The sequence below is a fragment of the Exiguobacterium sp. EA-TM-5 genome, from assembly GCF_053878415.1.
The window spans coordinates 81,392-99,622 of sequence record NZ_JBSRPW010000003.1 but is presented as its reverse complement, the minus strand read 5'-3'; the positions used below and the strand labels follow the sequence as shown (position 1 = coordinate 99,622).

At 43.9% G+C, this 18,231-nt stretch carries 15 protein-coding genes; 13 read left to right on the top strand and 2 right to left on the bottom strand.

Annotated features, from left to right (window positions below; genetic code table 11):
* Positions 1-14: 14 nt before the first annotated feature.
* The gene (locus ACV3PA_RS16860; RefSeq protein WP_456126135.1) at positions 15-1,139 is read right to left on the bottom strand and encodes a GntR family transcriptional regulator; all 1,125 of its coding nucleotides are present in this window, start codon (positions 1,137-1,139) and stop codon (positions 15-17) included.
* Between the two features lie 367 nt (positions 1,140-1,506).
* Here ACV3PA_RS16860 and ACV3PA_RS16855 point away from each other — a divergent pair, with 367 nt between their 5' ends.
* The 13 genes from ACV3PA_RS16855 (at position 1,507) to ACV3PA_RS16795 (ending at position 16,265) form a co-directional block, all read left to right on the top strand.
* Positions 1,507-2,856: an ABC transporter substrate-binding protein gene (locus ACV3PA_RS16855; RefSeq protein ID WP_456126134.1), complete on the top strand. Its 1,350-nt coding sequence runs from the start codon at positions 1,507-1,509 to the stop codon at positions 2,854-2,856.
* Between the two features lie 67 nt (positions 2,857-2,923).
* Entirely contained in the window at positions 2,924-3,820 is an 897-nt protein-coding gene (locus ACV3PA_RS16850; protein WP_053451839.1) for a carbohydrate ABC transporter permease, read from the top strand.
* 72 nt (positions 3,821-3,892) lie between these two features.
* Positions 3,893-4,735 carry a carbohydrate ABC transporter permease gene (locus ACV3PA_RS16845; RefSeq protein ID WP_214859112.1) on the top strand — a complete coding sequence of 281 codons (843 nt, stop codon included), beginning with the start codon at positions 3,893-3,895 and terminating at the stop codon, positions 4,733-4,735.
* Positions 4,736-4,806: 71 nt separating this feature from the next.
* Positions 4,807-6,204, top strand: a complete 1,398-nt coding sequence (locus tag ACV3PA_RS16840) for an arabinan endo-1,5-alpha-L-arabinosidase (RefSeq protein WP_456126133.1) — start codon at positions 4,807-4,809, stop codon at positions 6,202-6,204.
* 278 nt (positions 6,205-6,482) lie between these two features.
* Positions 6,483-8,174 carry a ribulokinase gene (gene araB, locus ACV3PA_RS16835; RefSeq protein WP_456126132.1) on the top strand — a complete coding sequence of 564 codons (1,692 nt, stop codon included), beginning with the start codon at positions 6,483-6,485 and terminating at the stop codon, positions 8,172-8,174.
* Complete coding sequence (araD, locus tag ACV3PA_RS16830; RefSeq protein WP_456126131.1) at positions 8,168-8,866, top strand: L-ribulose-5-phosphate 4-epimerase; 699 nt, start codon at positions 8,168-8,170, stop codon at positions 8,864-8,866. The genes araB and araD overlap by 7 nt, the downstream gene beginning before the upstream one ends.
* 33 nt (positions 8,867-8,899) lie before the next feature.
* A complete protein-coding gene (araA, locus tag ACV3PA_RS16825; RefSeq protein WP_456126130.1) occupies positions 8,900-10,387 on the top strand; it encodes an L-arabinose isomerase in 1,488 nt (495 codons plus the stop codon).
* Positions 10,388-10,430: 43 nt separating this feature from the next.
* Entirely contained in the window at positions 10,431-11,957 is a 1,527-nt protein-coding gene (locus ACV3PA_RS16820; protein ID WP_456126129.1) for an alpha-N-arabinofuranosidase, read from the top strand.
* Between the two features lies 1 nt (position 11,958).
* The gene (locus ACV3PA_RS16815) at positions 11,959-12,198 is read left to right on the top strand and encodes a DUF6171 family protein (protein ID WP_456126128.1); all 240 of its coding nucleotides are present in this window, start codon (positions 11,959-11,961) and stop codon (positions 12,196-12,198) included.
* A gap of 17 nt (positions 12,199-12,215) precedes the next feature.
* A complete protein-coding gene (locus ACV3PA_RS16810; RefSeq protein ID WP_456126127.1) occupies positions 12,216-13,214 on the top strand; it encodes an aldose epimerase family protein in 999 nt (332 codons plus the stop codon).
* Positions 13,211-14,380, top strand: a complete 1,170-nt coding sequence (locus tag ACV3PA_RS16805) for a sn-glycerol-1-phosphate dehydrogenase (RefSeq protein WP_456126126.1) — start codon at positions 13,211-13,213, stop codon at positions 14,378-14,380. Before ACV3PA_RS16810 ends, ACV3PA_RS16805 begins: the two co-directional genes overlap by 4 nt.
* Positions 14,377-15,324, top strand: a complete 948-nt coding sequence (locus tag ACV3PA_RS16800) for a glycoside hydrolase family 43 protein (RefSeq protein ID WP_456126125.1) — start codon at positions 14,377-14,379, stop codon at positions 15,322-15,324. Before ACV3PA_RS16805 ends, ACV3PA_RS16800 begins: the two co-directional genes overlap by 4 nt.
* On the top strand, positions 15,321-16,265 hold the full coding sequence (locus ACV3PA_RS16795) for a glycoside hydrolase family 43 protein (RefSeq protein ID WP_456126124.1): 945 nt from the start codon (positions 15,321-15,323) through the stop codon (positions 16,263-16,265). Before ACV3PA_RS16800 ends, ACV3PA_RS16795 begins: the two co-directional genes overlap by 4 nt.
* Positions 16,266-16,414: 149 nt before the next feature.
* Here ACV3PA_RS16795 and ACV3PA_RS16790 read toward each other — a convergent pair whose 3' ends face one another.
* Positions 16,415-18,157, bottom strand: a complete 1,743-nt coding sequence (locus tag ACV3PA_RS16790) for a methyl-accepting chemotaxis protein (protein WP_456126123.1) — start codon at positions 18,155-18,157, stop codon at positions 16,415-16,417.
* Between the last annotated feature and the right edge of the window lie 74 nt (positions 18,158-18,231).

Genomic DNA, 18,231 nt, shown 5'->3' with positions numbered 1-18,231 from the left:
GTTCTCCTCAAAAATTAACCAGATTTAGATTCGAGACGATTAAATGGTGCTGTTGAGTTACGAATAATTAGTTCCGGTTCATAAATGTGAGAGGAAGGGGCTTCTTTTTTCTCCACTGCTGCGATGATCCGTTCTGCTGCAGCACGTCCAAGTTCTTGTTTTGGATGGATGATCGAAGTCAACTTCACTTCTGTTGCTACTGCAAGGACGGAATCATCATAACCTACAAGAGAGATATCTTGCGGGACAGATAGACGTAGCTTCCTTAACTGATCCAAGACACTTAAGGCTAGTTGATCATTGTAGCAAACCGCAGCACTTGGACGATGATCCTCACTCTCGAAGAGGCGTCCAATCGAATCATAGAAACTTGGAACTAACTCTTCCGTGGTATAAGTGATGATCAATTCTGACTCTAAAGGAATATTGTACTCACGAAACGCACGGAGGAATCCGCGCATTCGATAAACTCCCTGTAAATCATCCGTTTTAAATAAGCCCATGATACGTTCATGACCAAGATTGATTAAATGTTCTGCTGCTAAAAATCCACCTCTTTCGTCATCCATCATGAGATGAGGAGGCATCAATTGGGAGTAATACTGGTTAATCATCAAGTAGGGGATGTTTTGTTGCTCAAGTTCTAGATAATATTTGATGTTCGGATTATGGTTACTACTTTTGGTTGGTTCAACAATTAATCCATCAACTTGACGATCTAACATCATTTCGAGGCATTGACGTTCTTTCTCTACATCATTGTCTGTACACGAAAGTGTCAGAGTATATCCTTTCGAAGCTAAATGAGATTCGATTCCTCGAATGATGGATGGAAAGATGTAATCAGACATATAGGTTGTAATCACACCGATATTCTTGCCGTTATTAGAGCGCTCGATTACCTCAGCTTCTGGTTTAGGAAGTACGTGGGAGCAGTAAGTTCCTGAACCTTGTTCGCGGTACAAATAGCCTTCATTCACAAGCTCTCCAACTGCTTGGCGAATCGTGTGCCGACTAACTTGGAAAGATTGTACAAGTTCACTTTCAGGAGGAATTTTTTCACCAGGACGTACTGTGCCATCCTTAATCCAATCAAGTATATGATTCTTCACGATGCTATATTTTGTCCGTTGTGCCATAAGGCGTCCCTGCTTTCTCTCTTGTATCAGCAAACTTATCCGTACAAGATATGATAGTACTTACATATTAGCAAATATTTGTCCGGTTTGCTATGGATTTAAGAGAAAATCAATCGATAAATCATTTAAATGTACGTACAAAAAAGAAATAAATGACAAAAAATCAAATTGACATGTCCGAATGTGTGTAATAGACTCAAATTGTGTAGAAAACGCTTTCATTGTTCATTTAACTTGTTTTAATTGTCTTTTGTTATAGCGTTGTGTGGGCTTCGCTATAAAAAATATCGTATTTGCTTAAATAAATATGTACGTACATCTTAATTCTGCTTTGACACTGAAAATTAAAGCACTGGAGGAATTCACAATGAACCTTAAAACAAAGAAGATGTTTGCGCTAGCAATGACTGCCTTGATGACGACATCAATAGCATTAGCTGGTTGTTCAGAAGATGGTAAAAGTGCGGATGGAAAAATCGAACTCACATTCATGTTTCGCGGGAATCCTGAAGAGCTAAAAGCGTACAAAGCAACAGTGAAACGATTTGAAGAAGCCAATAAAGACGTGAAAGTGACAATGGTACAAACAGCTCCGGACCAATATGATACAAAATTAAAATCTGCTATCGCAGGACGTAAAGTACCCGATGTCTTTTTCTACAATCCGGCTCAAGTCAAAGCTTATGTGAACTCGGGTGTACTACTAGATATCACAAAGAACGTCGAAGGATCGAAGGACATCCAGTTAGAGGATATCTGGAAAAAAGGTGTTGATAAATACCGGTATGATGGAAAGGTGCTTGGTAAAGGCGCTATTTACGGTCTTCCAAAAGATTTAGGACCATTTGCGCTCGGCTATAATAAGACGATGTTCGAAAAAGCAAAGGTATCACTTCCGGATAAAGACAAACCATACACGTGGGATGAGTTTATTCAGGTAGCTAAGAAGTTAACGAAGGATACGAACGGTGATGGGAAAATGGATCAGTATGGCACTGGATTTAACGTGAACTGGGCATTGCAACCATTCGTCTGGAGTAATGGGGCAGACTGGATCAATGAAGAGGGAACGAAGGTAACGATTGACGATCCAAAATTCATCGAAGCCCTCCAATTTTTTGTGGACCAGCAGTTAAAACATAAAGTAACTCCATCTATTGGAGAGTCACAAACACTCGATACGTATCAACGGTGGATGAAAGGGCAACTGGCGTTCTTCCCTGTCGGTCCTTGGGATATGGCAGCTTTCAAAGATCAATTAAAGTTCGAATATGACCTTCTTCCATGGCCAGCAGGATCAACAGGGAAAGCAGCTGGTTGGGTTGGATCACTCGGAATCGGTGTAGGGTCAACGACGCAACATAAAAAAGAAGCGACAGAACTAGCCATGTACTTATCTGCCAATCAAGAAGGACAACAGGCTTTGGTAGATGCACAAGTACAGTTACCGAACAGCATGAAAATCGCTAAAAATTGGGTAGAAGACACATCCATTAAACCTGCTAATAAACAGGAGTTCCTTGATTTGATCAATGATTACGGACGCGGTATGCCAGCAGAAAAAACATACACTGCTGAATGGTATGACGAGTTCTTCAAAAACATCCAGCCTGTCCTCGATGGAAAAACATCAGTGGAAGACTATGTGAAAAAAGAGCAACCAAAAATGCAAAAGTTGCTAGATGATGCCATCGCTCAAGAGAAACAGGCGAACTAACTAGAGGTAATGAGTCGGGTGGCGTAAGTCGCCACCTGAATCTCTAGTGTAGAAAGGATGGAAGACAATGAAGACAAAACCAATTTCCAAGTTATATCGTACGGAGCAACGGTATGCTTACCTATTCGTTGCGGCTCCGATAATTGGGTTCTTTCTGTTTGCTTTAATTCCGTTAATGTATTCCTTCTATGGTGCATTCACGAACTGGAACGGACTTGGACAAATGAAGTTTATTGGTCTTGAAAATTTCATTAACGTGTTCCAAGACGAGTATTTCTATAAAGCCATGTACAACACGCTGTTCATGATGATTGGGATTCCCATTGGTATCGTATTAGCGTTATTACTTGCCCTCGCTTTGAATCGAGGGATTTTTGGTACAAATACGTTCCGGGTTATCTATTACATTCCCGTCATTTCTTCCATCGCCGCTGTCTCGATTTTGTGGCAGTGGGCATATAACGGTGATTATGGTTTGGTGAATCAGTTCTTAGACTTAATCGGTATCGATGGTCCAAACTGGCTCCAAAATGCTAATACCGTTAAACCGGCGTTGATCGTCATGGCAATTTGGAAAGGTCTTGGCTATACGATGCTCTTGTATTTGGCAGCCTTGCAGAGCGTACCGCGTTCCTATTATGAAGCAGCGAAGTTAGATGGTGCGAATGCTTGGCACTGTTTTTGGTATATTACACTCCCGATGGTTAAACCTGTCACTTTCTTCATCATCGTGACGAATATTATTGGTGGTGCGCAAATCTTTACGGAAATCAACGTTATGACACCGACAGGGGGACCGGAGTATTCATCTGCTTCTGCCGTCTTCTACATTTGGCAAAAATCCTTTGGAAACTTCCAACTAGGCTATGCTTCAGCAATGGCACTCGTTCTCGGTCTTTTCATTTTCATCGTTACCTTGTTCCAATTCCGTATGAACGAAAAATCATCATTCGATTTGGATTAAGAAACTAATATCTTAGAAAGGAGAATAACCATGCAGTTAGCCCTTACCCGCAAAAAAGAAAATGTAGAGACGATGTCCGTGAAGAAAAAAGATCGGATTACTGATATCTTCGTCTTTATCTTTCTGACGATGGGTGCCATCGTCATGATCGCACCCTTATTGTGGATGGTGTCAACCTCTCTGAAATCGAAAGATGAAGTGTTTTCACTTCCACCTGTCTGGATTCCTAGCGACATATCGTTCAATAAGTATTTGGAGATTTGGAATATGGGTCCGCTTTTATCTGGTATATCAAACAGTCTGATCGTCGCCCTATCTGTCACGATCGTTGGAACATTCACCTCGAGTCTCGCGGCATTCGCGTTCGCTAAGTTGAATTTTAGAGGGAAAAATAAAATCTTCCTTCTCTTGTTCGCGTCTGTCATGATTCCGTATCCTGTCCTGATGATTCCACAGTTTATGATGTTCTCAGAAATCGGATGGGTCGACACACTTCTTCCGTTAATCGTACCTGGTTTGTTTGGAAATATTTTCATGATTTTCTTCTTACGTCAGTTCTTGAACAGTATTCCGAATTCTATCATCGAAGCAGCAAAAATTGACGGGTGTTCTTATTTTCAAATCTTTTATAAAATCGTCTTCCCGTTGATCAAGCCTGCTGTGGCCGCACAATTGATTCTATGGTTCATGGCTATCTGGAACGATTATCTTGGTCCGATTCTTTATCTCAACTCTCCCGAGAAACAAACCCTACAATTGGTCATCGCCAATTTTAATGCATCCTACGCCATCCAAAGTGATTATCCGTTAATCATGGCGGCATCTGTTGTCGCATTATTACCGATGTTGATCGTCTTCATGATTTTTCAAAAGCAAATCATCGAATCGATTGCTATTTCTGGTGTTAAAGGGTGAGGTATAACGAAAATGGAAACGCCCGTCTTGAGTAAAGGCGGGTGTTTTTAATTAAAGGAGGAAAAATTCGTATGAAAAAAATATTAATAGGAATCATCGTTTTATTCATCGCAGGCTGCTCTTTCTTTTGGTGGTCCACGAGAGCGTCTCTCAAGGATTTGAATTTACCGAAAGCGCCTTTTGATAAGAAAATGGCAGATGTCAGACCAAATATTTTGAATCAAGAAAAGAAGTGGACGACAAACTTTACGCATGACGGAGCGATCATAAAGGAAGGTGATACCTATTATGTGTTCTCGACGGATTACATGGTAGGTGGTCCTCCGACACCGGGCATTCAGGTTCGGAAATCAAAAGATCTTATTAATTGGGAATTTACAGGACGAGTATTTGACGAAGTCTCTCAAGAAGCGTTCAACTGGACGGGAGGGAATACATTTTGGGCGCCCTCCATTACGAAAATCAAAGATACATTCTACCTCTACTATTCTGTCTCAAAAGTTGGGAGTCGTACTTCATACATTGGTATGGCGAGCGCTTCAAATGTTGAAGGACCATGGCGCGATCAAGGAGTCGTCATCGCGTCTAAAGAAGGGGATGGAAAAACGGTCAATGCGATTGACCCTCACGTGCTCCAAGACAAAATAGGAAAATGGTGGATGACGTATGGATCCTATTTTGGTGGTATCTTCTTGACGGAAATCAATCCGAATACGGGCAAATTGATGAAGAAGTCATCAGAAGGTAAGTTACTTGCTAAGCGAAAAGATATGACGATGGGAATAGAAGGTCCAGAAATTCTATACAACGCAAAAACAGGTTATTACTACTTGATGGTTTCATATGGTTGGTTAGAAGATTCGTATAACGTAAGAATCGGGCGATCAAAATCGATCGATGGACCCTATGTTGATTCTCGTGGGCGTGATTTACGGGATACTTCAGATGAATCATTTGATACTGGCTTAAAAATTGTTGGCTCCTACCGTTTTGGAGGAGACGACGGTTACGTGGGGACCGGTCATTCTGCATTTTTACAGGATGGAAAAGATACTTTTATTATCCATCAAGCTCGACCAAGCGAAGATATCTATTGGTCGCAATTGCAGGTCCGAAAAGTGTATTGGACAAAAGATGGGTGGCCAGTGGTTTCGCCTGAACGATACGCAGCTGAAAAGAATATCAGTGTTCAAAAAGACCAGATCGTTGGAGAATGGGAAACCATTATTTTTCCGCGATTTGATGATGGTCAGCAACAATCAAGAAAGCTGAAGTTGCAAAAAGACGGCACCCTTTTTGATGAGGAAGGTTCGTGGCAATTAAAGGGGAACATCCTTAGTCTACGCATTAGGCAAGAAAGGTATGAGTTACAGGTCGGTGCAGCGTGGGATTGGGAAAATTGGAAATCCACGATTATCATGACAGGTCTTAGTGAGGACGGAACAGCAATTTGGACAAAAAAACGTTAAATCAATTATTTGTACGGACAAATAACTATATTGAAGAAGATTAAAAGTTTAATAAATAGAAAAAAACGTAAATAATTGCGTATTTTTCTGAAAAATGATTGCTTATTCCTAAATAATTGATACAATCATAGTGTAAGTTATACGTACAAATTTATTGTTTGTTTAAGTTTTCTGCACAAATTTTGATTATTTGTCCGGATGAAAATGAGGGAGTGCCCACACACTTTATTTTTTCTTCTGAAATGTAAGCGCATTCTTTTTGGGAGTAGGGTGATGAAATGTCGAAATATACAATCGGAATTGATTATGGCACGCAATCAGGTAGAGCCGTCTTGATTGATGTCGAAACAGGTCATGAAGTGGCGACTGCAGTCAAAGCATATACACATGGAGTAATGGATCAATTTTTGCCTGATGGAAAAACACGGCTTGAACATGACTGGGCACTCCAACATCCGCGTGATTATTTAGAGGTCCTAGAATTGACGATCCCCGCAGTTGTCAAAGAGGCAGGTATTACGAAGGAACAAGTCATTGGGCTTGGTATCGACTTTACAGCTTGTACGATTCTACCGATCGATGTCGATTTAAATCCGTTGTGCTTCCGTGAAGAGTATCAAGATAATCCGCATAGCTATGTGAAGTTGTGGAAGCATCATGCAGCTCAAGATGAGGCAGACGCTTTGAACCGTATTGCGAGTGAACGAGAAGAACCTTTCTTAAAACGCTACGGCGGAAAAATCTCATCCGAATGGATGATTCCGAAGGTCTGGCAAATTCTAAACGAAGCACCCTCCATTTACGAGGCTGCTCACGAAATTTTAGAAGCGACGGATTGGGTCGTTTCTCAGTTAACTGGAAAAGTGGTACGCAATAGTTGCACGGCTGGTTATAAAGCGATCTGGCACAAACAGGAAGGCTATCCTTCTAGAGAGTTTTTCAAAGCGTTAGATCCACGACTTGAGAACGTAGTCGAAGAGAAGCTTTCCAACGACATCGCACCCATCGGGGCCAAAGCAGGAGAATTAACAATATCCTTTGCAGAACGAATCGGTCTCCTTCCGGGAACTGCCGTTGCCGTAGGGAATGTAGATGCCCATGTTGCAGTACCTGCGGTTGGGATCACGGAACCCGGTAAGTTGTTGATGGTGATGGGAACATCTACTTGTCATATCCTGCTTGGTGAAGAGGAACAGGTCGTACCCGGTATGTGCGGTATCGTCGAAGATGGGGTCTTACCGGGGTTAATGGGATATGAAGCTGGTCAGTCCTGTGTCGGAGATCATTTCGAATGGTTCATCGAAAACTGTGTACCAAGTGACTATTTGCAAGAAGCAAACATTCAAGGTGTTAGTACGCACCAATTATTGACTGATAAGGCAACGATGCAACGCGTCGGTGAACATGGATTGATCGCTCTTGATTGGTGGAACGGAAATCGTTCTACACTGGTAGATACGAATCTGACGGGCGTACTTCTAGGTGCAACATTACTGACGAAACCAGAAGATATCTACCGCGCATTGATCGAAGCGACTGCTTATGGCACGAGAACGATTGTAGAAGCGTTCCGAACAAGTGGTGTTCCCGTCCACGAAGTATACGCTGCAGGAGGAATTGCGGAGAAAAATGCCTTGATGATGCAGATTTATGCCGACGTCCTAAACATGGAAATCAAGATTTCAGCCTCTTCTCAAACTCCAGCTTTAGGATCTGCCATGTTCGGTGCTGTAGCCGCAGGAGCAGAACGAGGCGGTTATGCCACCATCACGGAAGCAGCGACGAAGATGGGACGCGTAAAAGAAAAGACATATCTTCCGATTCCAGAAAACGTTGAAGTGTATGAGGCGCTGTTTTCTGAGTATACGAAACTATACGATTATTTCGGTCGCGGAGAAAATGATGTGATGAAGCGATTAAAGAAAATTAAGGCGGAATCGTCGCGTCAGAAGGGGGAACCTGTATGGTGAGTCGTCAATTAAAAGAAGAAGTGCTTGAAGCGAACCTAGCATTGCCGAAACATGACTTGGTCACCTTCACGTGGGGGAATGTCAGTGGGATTGATCGAAATGCAGGTTTGGTCGTCATCAAACCGAGCGGTGTCCCATATGATGCTTTGACGATAGAGGATTTGGTCGTAGTCGATTTAGAAGGCAACGTCGTCGAGGGTGATCTACGTCCATCTTCTGATACGCCAACACATTTGGCTTTGTATCGTGCTCTGCCTGAGATAGGAGGCATTGTCCATACGCATTCCCCTTGGGCGACGAGCTGGGCGCAAGCGAAACGAGCAATTCCTGCACTCGGGACGACACATGCCGACTACTTTTACGGAGAAATTCCGTGTACACGTGAATTATCTGATGAAGAGATTGAGACGGCGTACGAGCTGGAAACCGGAAATGTCATCATTGAGACGTTGAACGAACTACACTTGGAACCTGTTGCCGTACCAGGTGTACTGGTCGCAAATCATGCACCTTTTTGTTGGGGAAAGGATGCGGATGAAGCCGTACACAATGCAGTCGTACTTGAGGAAGTAGCCAAGATGGGTATTCATGCCTTGAATCTGAATCCAGGATTAGCACCCATCAAACAAAGCATCTTAGATAAACACTACTTGCGCAAACATGGAGAGAACGCCTACTACGGTCAGAAATGATAGGTGCACATAGCTAGATGAGGGGGATTTTATATGTTGACAGCAAACACACACGAATTTTGGTTTGTGACAGGAAGCCAGATGCTCTACGGTGAGGAGGTACTTCGTCAAGTCGAAACACATTCGAAAGAGATCGTCTCAGGATTAGATGCAGCGGATGTCTTCCGAGATCGAATTGTTTACAAGGGAGTCGTCAAAAATGCAGAAGAAATTCGGCAGATGATGTTGCGGGCGAATGCTGATGATGCCTGTGCCGGTGTGATCACATGGATGCATACCTTCTCACCATCGAAAATGTGGATCAGTGGGATGCGTGTGTTACAAAAACCTTTGCTTCATTTTGGAACACAGTTCAATCGTGACATCCCGTGGGATGCGATCGATATGGATTTCATGAACCTCAATCAGTCGGCGCACGGTGATCGTGAACATGGTTTTATCACAAGTCGGATGAACGTGAAGCGAAAAGTACTCGTCGGACATTGGGAAGATGAACTCACACGCCAAAAGATGTCATCTTGGATGAATGTGGCACATGCGTTAGCGGAAAGTAAGAACTTAAAGGTCGCGCGTTTTGGTGACAACATGCGGAATGTAGCGGTGACGGAAGGTGATAAAGTCGAAGCCCAGATTCAACTGGGTTGGACGGTCGATGGGTATGGTGTCGGTGATCTCGTCACCTATATGAATGCGGTATCGGAGTCGGATTTAGATGACTTGATGGAAGAATATCGCACGCGGTATGAAATGACGAATACTGGAATGGAAGAAGAAGCATTCCAGGAATCGGTCCGCTATCAAGGGCGCATCGAACTCGGCATGAAAGCTTTTCTTGAAGCAGGTGGATACACGGCCTTCACGACAACCTTCGAAGACCTACATGGCATTAATCAACTACCTGGACTAGCCGTCCAACGATTGATGGAGCAAGGGTATGGGTTTGCTGGAGAAGGAGACTGGAAAACCGCAGCACTTGTTCGACTTATGAAAATCATGGCGAGCAACGAACGGACATCTTTCATGGAAGACTATACTTATCATTTTGAACCAGGCAACGAGATGGTACTCGGAGCGCATATGCTCGAGATTTGTCCGACGATTGCGGTCGATAAGCCTAGAATCGAAGTTCATCCTCTCGGAATTGGAGATCGTGAAGCGCCAGCGCGTATGGTATTCGAAGGACAGAATGGCAAGGCATTGAACGCTAGTCTGATTGATTTAGGACATCGCTTCCGTCTCTTGGTAAACATAGTTGAGGGCATCCAACCTGATGAAGCAATGCCGAATCTTCCGGTGGCACGTGTTCTATGGAAAACAGAACCATCGATGGCTCAAGCTGTCGAAAACTGGATCCAAGCCGGGGGAGCGCACCATACTTGTTACTCGTACGAAGTAACAACTGAACAATTGCGCGACTTCGCAGAACTTCTGAACATTGAAATTGCTGTTATCGATAAAGAAACGGAGACGGTTCGATTTAATAATGAGTTACGTTGGAATGAACTGTACTATCGACCATAATTTATTGGGACCTTGCTAGGTCCCTTTTCTTGGAGGAGATACTATGAATAACCAACTCGTCACATCAACGTTAAATACAAAAGAAGCGGCAACACAACTGATCGTCAACGTGGATTTACCAAAAGGTAAAATCAGTAAACATATCTATGGACACTTTGCGGAACACCTCGGACGTTGTATTTATGAAGGTCTTTGGGTCGGTCCAGAGTCGACAATACCGAATACAGATGGCATTCGGAACGATGTACTAACAGCATTGAAGAAATTGAACATTCCGGTCTTACGCTGGCCGGGTGGATGCTTTGCAGACGAATACCACTGGAAAGATGGTATCGGACCGAATGAAAACCGAAAACGGATGGTCAATACACATTGGGGTGGCGTCGTTGAAAACAATCATTTCGGAACCCATGAATTTATGCGTCTTTGTGAACTACTAGAGTGTGAGCCTTATATTTGTGGAAACGTGGGAAGTGGAACCGTCCAAGAGATGTCTGAATGGGTGGAGTACATGACGTTCAATGGTGAGTCACCGATGGCGAACTGGCGTCAGGAGAATGGCCGTATAGAGCCGTGGGCGCTTACGTATTTCGGTGTTGGTAACGAGAACTGGGGTTGCGGTGGAAATATGCGTCCGGAATATTATGCCGATCTATATCGACGCTATCAGACCTATGTGCGTAACTATGATGGCAATCAACTTTATAAGATTGCTGGTGGTGCAAACATTGATGATTATAAATGGACTGAAGTTCTTATGCGTGAAGCGGGTACGATGATGGATGGCCTCAGCCTTCACTATTACACGATTCCAGGCGATTTTTGGTTAGGGAAGGGTTCAGCGCTAGACTTTACGGAAGATGAATGGTTCCTCACCTTGAAACGTGCCTATTATATGGATGAACTGATCACAAAGCATGGACAAATCATGGATCAATATGATCCAGAGAAGCGGGTCGGTCTCATCATCGATGAATGGGGAACGTGGTTCGACGTTGAACCAGGAACGAATCCGGGCTTCTTGTATCAACAAAACTCTATTCGAGATGCGCTCGTCGCAGCAATTCACTTCAATATCTTCCATAAGCATAATGACCGTGTTCACATGGCGAATATCGCGCAAATGGTCAATGTGCTTCAAGCGATGATTTTAACGGAGGGGGATCAGTTCATTCTCACGCCGACATACCATGTCTTTGAGATGTATCGTGTCCATCAAGATGCTGAACGTGTCGAGCTAGCAGCCATCACGCGTGACTATGTAGCCAAAGAAGAATCGATTCCTTCTGTAAACGCGACAGCTTCTCGCGATGCTGATGGTGTACTGCATATTAGCCTCTGCCAGCTCGATCATCAAAATAGCGATAAGGTCGAAATTGATCTGCGGGGAATGGGGACGATTTCGGACGTATCAGCGCGCATTTTAACAGCAGATCATCTCAATGCCCATAATACGTTTGAACAACCAGACGTGGTTGCGCCACGTGAGCATGAGGTCCAGGTGACGGAAGACGGGAAGCTCATCATGGATGTTCCAGCGATGAGCGTCATCACACTGGCGGTTCGCTGAGATGAAAGTTGTCGAGACAAGACGGTGTCGTACTTGTCCTCCAACAGAAGTAGACACTGATTGGTTATTGACCATCGACGCGGAAGTCATGGCACAAGTCACAGACGCTGAATATCAGGCACGTCTTCGTCAATGTGCAGTCTGTCCGTTTTACCAGGACGATACCTGTTTGAAATGCGGATGCTATGTCTCTTATCGGGCACGCCTTGCAACAAAGCATTGTCCGGTGAAGGTTTGGTAAAAAAGGAGCGACTTGAGATGGAACGACAAGAAGTAATAGATCAGACGGCATTTACGCTCGAGAACGATATGTGTCGTTTACGTATATTGACATATGGAGCAACTCTGCAAGAGTTTTCGATTCAAGATGAGGGATGGAAAAACATCATCTTGTCTTACGATACGGTTGAGGAATACATGACAGACACATATTACTTGGGAGCGACCGTCGGCCGTGTCGCCGGTCGAATCGAGGACGGAACATTCGATATGGACGGTGTAACGTACCATCTGCCTCAAAACGAAGGGAAGCATCATCTTCACGGAGGAGACGGTCTCCACTGTCGATTCTGGAAAGTGGAAGACGTATCTAATACGCATCTCATTCTTCGGTATGTAAGTCCTGATGGTGAAAATGGCTATAAAGGAGTACTCGATGTCAGAGCTTCGTTTGTGTTGTTAAAAGACGGTGTCAAGATTATGTATGAGGCAATCAGTGACACGGATACGGTGGTTGATATGACAAATCATACGTATTTCAATCTAAGTAGCGGAAACCGAGACATCTTACAGCATGAATTGACGTTACCGGCTAATCAATTTGCTGAGCTTCGAAATGATTTGATCCCTACAGGTCGCTTACTGGATGTCGATCAGACCCCTTTCGACTTCCGATCAGGACGAATGCTGGGAGATGGTCCAGCTTCAAGCCATCCACAAAATCAACTCGTCAATGGTTATGATCATCCTTTTTTATTCGATGACCAACGAAAAGCGACGCTGTACGATCCTGAAAGTAAGCGCTCCTTGATGTTGTCTACGACTGCACCTGCTCTCGTGCTCTATTCAGGAAACCAGATGAATGAAGAAACGATGTTACGTAAGGGACGCTCTCGAAAATATTATGGTGTTTGTCTGGAGCCGCAACATCTTCCTGACGCCGTTCATCACAGTAATTTTCCTTCTATCCAATTATCGGCAGGGCAGACGTATCACTGGGAAACGGAATATCATGTCGGGAAAGGAGTCAGTCGATGAACCTCGAACAGATACAAAAGCAGGTTGCCACATGTTCTTGTGGAAATCCACACCATCCGATTTCGATTGAGCAAATCAATGCCTCGGAAAAGGTGTGGCAATCTCTAGTCAAGTTTGTGCAGAAGAAAGAGTGGCGGCATCTTCTCGTCATCGCTGATGTCACTACGCAGACGGTCGGTTATTCCCCGTTGCAGAAAGCATTGTTGACGGTAGGAATTGATGTAACCTTAGTCACGCTCTCACCGAACAAACAAGGGGACGTCGCAGCTGATGAACTAGCAGTTGTACAAGTAATGCTCGAGCTGGACGATAGTGTGGATGCATTGATTGCACTTGGAGCAGGTACCATTCATGATGTGACGCGGTTTTGTGCTGCGAAAGCAAAAATCCCATTTTTATCTGTTCCGACCGCTCCTTCAGTGGACGGATTTACTTCAAAAGGAGCGCCCTTAATCATAAGAGGGAAGAAAATCACCTATCAGCTCGTCTCACCAATTGCAGTATTCATCCCAAGCGACATTATCCGTGATGCACCTCGGGCGTTAGTGGCGGCAGGTGTCGGCGACATGCTTGGGAAGTACACCTCCTTACTAGATTGGCGTTTTGGTGCCTTTGATGGAAAAGAACCATTTTGTCCTGTAGTTGCTCGATTGACAGAACAAGCTTTATTCGATTGTGTAAAAGCTCTACCAGATATCTATGCAGAAAAAGCGGAAGGTTTAGATCAGCTGATGGATTCATTGATTTTATCAGGAATTGCGATGTTGATTTTTGGACATTCACATCCTGCATCTGGTGGAGAACACCACCTCTCTCATTATTGGGAGATGGACTTCTTGACACACGAACGTCCGGCGGTCTTGCATGGCACCAAAGTTGCAATTGCGACGATGGAACTCATCGATACCTATAAAACGATGATTCAAGAGCAGTCTACTGTACCGAGGGAGCTAGAGGAGTGGGCGAATCAGCTCCCGACACGTCAGAAGATGGAGTCCGTTTTTAATTCGTTACAAGCCCCGATTCGACCAGAGGAAATCGGTATTTCACCCCTTCTCCTAGCGAGTAGCAAGAGAGAAGCGTATCGGCTTCGCGAAAGACACACCCTGTTAAAACAGTTGAGCTTACAAACGACCCACTTTGAAACAGAGGAGCGTTCATTATGACAGAGACAATCGTAAATCCAATCGTAGAACAACGCGCGGATCCATGGATCATGCGTCATACAGATGGCTATTATTATTTTACGGCGTCCTTACCTGATTTTAGCGGGATTCCGCTACGTCGCGCTCAGACGCTCGGGGAATTGACTGGAGCAGAAGAGAAAGTCGTATGGCAGAAGCGCTCGACTGGAATCATGAGTGCCAACATTTGGGCGCCAGAATTGCATTATATTCAAGGAAAATGGTACCTCTATTTCGCGGCGGCACGTGAAGATGCTATTTTTGATCATCGCATGTACGTTCTCGAGAATGGTTCAGCCAATCCGTTGGAAGGCGAATGGGTGGAAAAAGGACAAATCAAGACTTGGAAAGAATCGTTCGCCCTCGATGCAACAACTTTCGAGCATGAGAACCGGTTATATTACATTTGGGCTCAGAAAGATCCTGAAATTGAAGGGAATTCCAATCTCTATATTTCTGAAATGGAGAATCCTTGGACATTGACAGGGCCCCAGACCATGATTGCGACACCTGAATATACATGGGAAAAAGTCGGCTTTCTGGTGAACGAAGGACCTGCTGTTATGAAGCGGAATGGACATATATATGTGACGTTCTCGGCAAGTGCAACAAATCATAACTATTGTGTAGGTCTTCTTCGTATCGATGAAAAAGAAGATATGTTAGATGCCACTCATTGGAAAAAATACCCGCAACCCGTTCTTACGACAAATGAGTCAATCCGTGAATACGGACCAGGTCATAACAGTTTCACGACACTCGCAGATGGGACCGGTGTAATTGTCTATCATGCGCGGAACTATAAAGAAATCGAAGGTGATCCATTATGGGATCCGAATCGTCATACGTATATACGACCATTTTCTTGGCAGGGAGATATGCCTTTTTTTAAAAACAGGATGGTCAACGAGGAGGTCACACGATGAACCAGACAGAGGATCGGAATCTTGTTTTAGAGCAACGGGCAGATCCATGGGTGTATCTTCATTCTGATGGTTATTATTATTTTACAGCATCCGTTCCCGAATACGATCGAATCGAATTGCGTCGTGCTACATCTCTTCATGAACTAAAAGATGTAGAAGCGGTGACAGCTTGGGTCAAACCTGATGCTGGTCCGATGAGTGATCTGATTTGGGCACCCGAATTACATCATATTCGTGGAAAATGGTATCTTTATTTTGCAGCTGCGAAGTCACGTGAAATTGTAAACGGACTCTTTGATCATCGCATGTTTGTGTTAGAGAATGATTCGGACAACCCGCTAGAAGGCGAATGGATAGAACGAGGACAAATTGAAACACAGTGGGATTCGTTTGCTCTTGATGCGACCGTTTTTGAACATCAAGATGTTCATTACTTAGTGTGGGCACAAAAAGATCCTTCCATCGAAGGGAACTCGAACCTATATATCGCTTCTTTAAAGAATCCATGGACCATTCAAAAACCGCAAGTCATGTTGACGAAGCCAGAGCTTGATTGGGAGACAAAAGGCTTTCTGGTGAATGAAGGACCTGCAGTCCTGAAGCGTCACGGACAAATCTTCATTACGTATTCTGCTAGTGCAACGGATGAGAATTATTGCATGGGTATGTTGAGTGCTTCAGAAGACGATGATCCACTGAATCCGGATGTTTGGGAAAAGTCATTGCGGCCAGTCTTCGCGACGAACGATGCGGCTGGCCAATATGGACCAGGACATAATAGCTTTACGATAGATGAGCAGGGACGCGACGTTATTGTCTATCATGCACGGACCTACACGGAAATTGAGGGTGACCCTTTGTACGATCCGAATCGTCATACACGGGCACAGATCTTTACGTGGGGTATTGATAAGAAGCCATATTTTGATAAGCCGATTTAAGTAGAATCAATACTAGCTTTTTACTCATATGAAATATAGTGAATGTCGTATACGCGGTGTCGAGTTAAACGGCCATGAAGTCAAAACAAAACATCCCCTTTGTAGAGCAATTCTACAAAGGGGATGTTTTTTGGTGAAAGATATTACCCTTAAATCTTAAAGCGATTTGTCCCTTTTTCTAAAACATCTGTCGTTTCGTTTAAAGTGACAACTAAGTCATGCAAAGCGGTGACCGTACCAATCATCTGTTCTGATGCTGCAGCGACTTCTTCGTTTCCTGCAGTATGTTCCTCGGCGACGGATGCAATCTCGCTTAACGCGTGACGAATGCGATTTTCTGATTGAAGGACGTTCTGCATTTGACGCGCCATATGTTGTGAAGACTTGGACACGACATCGACGTGTTCTGTCAATCGACTAAAAGATTGATCCGTATCAAGGATGGATTGCTTACCGGCCTCTGTCTCACTGACTGTCTCAGTAAAACTTTTTTCCATCGATCGAGTACTGATGAGGACATTGTTTACAATAGAGGAGATTTGACTGACGTTTTCTGCAACGTGCATGGAGAGATTCTTCACTTCAGAAGCGACGACGGCAAATCCTTTTCCTTGCTCGCCGGCACGAGCTGCTTCGATCGCAGCATTCAGTGCCAGGAGATTGGTTTGTTCAGAGATATCACGAATGATAGAAATGAGACCTTGGATTTCTTCTGATTGTCGATTGAGCTCTTGCACTTGATTCGTTGAACGTTGGACGTGAGAATGGATGACGTTCATTCGCTCGACAGACTGATGCATGTGAGCGCGACCCTCTTGTGTCAATTCATTCATCTCGATCGTAGCGTGATTAATATTCGTGCTGACTTCATCCGTACTCTGAATCAAACCTGCGAACGCATTCATCTCTTCGTTGAGAGAATGAGTCACGTGAGTCTGGCTCTCAGTTCCTACAGCAATCTCTGTCATCGTATGCGCGATTTGCGTCGATCCGTCGAGGACTTCCTGTGAACTAGAGTCGATGGTTTCACTAGTTTGAGTGATCAATGTAGACGTTTTTTTGATTTCGCCAATCATCTTACTCAACATGTCGTTCATGTCTTGCATCGATACGGCAAGGGAATGGACCTCATCGTTCGCGCTCACCTTCAAATCTCGCAATCGAAGATCCGCATTTTTTAAATCACCTGCTGCAATGAATTGAGCGGCTTCTTGGAGCGTACGAATTGGATCAAGCTTGCGCATAAGAATCCACCGTAAGTAAATCAATGTGATACCTAGGAAGAGGATGAGACCTAAAAAGAAGAGCGGGAAGTTTTGTTTAGCGAGAGCCATCGTCAGTTCATGGACCTCATCTGCTGAAATATCTCCACCTAAAATACCGATGACGCTGCCGTCAGCGGATTTAATCGGAACAAAAACACTGATATATTTACCGTATTTCTTGTCTTCGATGATATCAGTAGCGTGTGTCTTACCTGAAAGAACGTCTTTTACGTCTTTGTAAGAAGCGCCAGTTGCAAGTTCTCCGATGTCACTGGCGCTCTCCGAAGAGCTACCATCTACCATGAGCTTTACGTGATCTTCTTCGACGAGTGCCGTATACGTATAAAGAAGACCATTTTGTTGACGCAGATCATCTAGCTGAGAACGAAGCTTCTCATAATCTGTTCCTTCTTCAGGTTGAGCAAGAAAACGCTCATAGGTTGTAGGATCAATTTGTTTTGCGATCCGTTGGAGATCTTGAGTAGCTGTCTTTTTGAGTGTAGACAGTGCCGTTTGTGTAGTGTTGAAATAAAGTGCGACGTTACTGAACAAGAAAAATAAAAGAAGAATCATACCGATAATAAGGGATAGTCTGTTTCTTAAAGAATGCGTACGTTTGTTTTGCATACAAGTCCTCCTGAGTTTTTTCCATACAGATAGTAATATCGGTATATGTGTTCAATTGTTTAGATTATCCTCTG

What these genes read in the sequence shown, in the direction of transcription:
- ACV3PA_RS16840 (WP_456126133.1), top strand. Translation starts at nt 4,807, where the DNA reads ATGAAAAAAATATTAATAGGAATCATCGTTTTATTCATCGCAGGCTGC.
- ACV3PA_RS16820 (WP_456126129.1), top strand. Translation starts at nt 10,431, where the DNA reads ATGAATAACCAACTCGTCACATCAACGTTAAATACAAAAGAAGCGGCA.
- ACV3PA_RS16860 (WP_456126135.1), bottom strand. Translation starts at nt 1,139, where the DNA reads ATGGCACAACGGACAAAATATAGCATCGTGAAGAATCATATACTTGAT.
- araA (WP_456126130.1), top strand. Translation starts at nt 8,900, where the DNA reads ATGTTGACAGCAAACACACACGAATTTTGGTTTGTGACAGGAAGCCAG.
- ACV3PA_RS16805 (WP_456126126.1), top strand. Translation starts at nt 13,211, where the DNA reads ATGAACCTCGAACAGATACAAAAGCAGGTTGCCACATGTTCTTGTGGA.
- ACV3PA_RS16845 (WP_214859112.1), top strand. Translation starts at nt 3,893, where the DNA reads ATGTCCGTGAAGAAAAAAGATCGGATTACTGATATCTTCGTCTTTATC.
- araD (WP_456126131.1), top strand. Translation starts at nt 8,168, where the DNA reads ATGGTGAGTCGTCAATTAAAAGAAGAAGTGCTTGAAGCGAACCTAGCA.
- ACV3PA_RS16850 (WP_053451839.1), top strand. Translation starts at nt 2,924, where the DNA reads ATGAAGACAAAACCAATTTCCAAGTTATATCGTACGGAGCAACGGTAT.
- ACV3PA_RS16790 (WP_456126123.1), bottom strand. Translation starts at nt 18,157, where the DNA reads ATGCAAAACAAACGTACGCATTCTTTAAGAAACAGACTATCCCTTATT.
- araB (WP_456126132.1), top strand. Translation starts at nt 6,483, where the DNA reads ATGTCGAAATATACAATCGGAATTGATTATGGCACGCAATCAGGTAGA.
- ACV3PA_RS16815 (WP_456126128.1), top strand. Translation starts at nt 11,959, where the DNA reads ATGAAAGTTGTCGAGACAAGACGGTGTCGTACTTGTCCTCCAACAGAA.
- ACV3PA_RS16855 (WP_456126134.1), top strand. Translation starts at nt 1,507, where the DNA reads ATGAACCTTAAAACAAAGAAGATGTTTGCGCTAGCAATGACTGCCTTG.
- ACV3PA_RS16800 (WP_456126125.1), top strand. Translation starts at nt 14,377, where the DNA reads ATGACAGAGACAATCGTAAATCCAATCGTAGAACAACGCGCGGATCCA.
- ACV3PA_RS16795 (WP_456126124.1), top strand. Translation starts at nt 15,321, where the DNA reads ATGAACCAGACAGAGGATCGGAATCTTGTTTTAGAGCAACGGGCAGAT.
- ACV3PA_RS16810 (WP_456126127.1), top strand. Translation starts at nt 12,216, where the DNA reads ATGGAACGACAAGAAGTAATAGATCAGACGGCATTTACGCTCGAGAAC.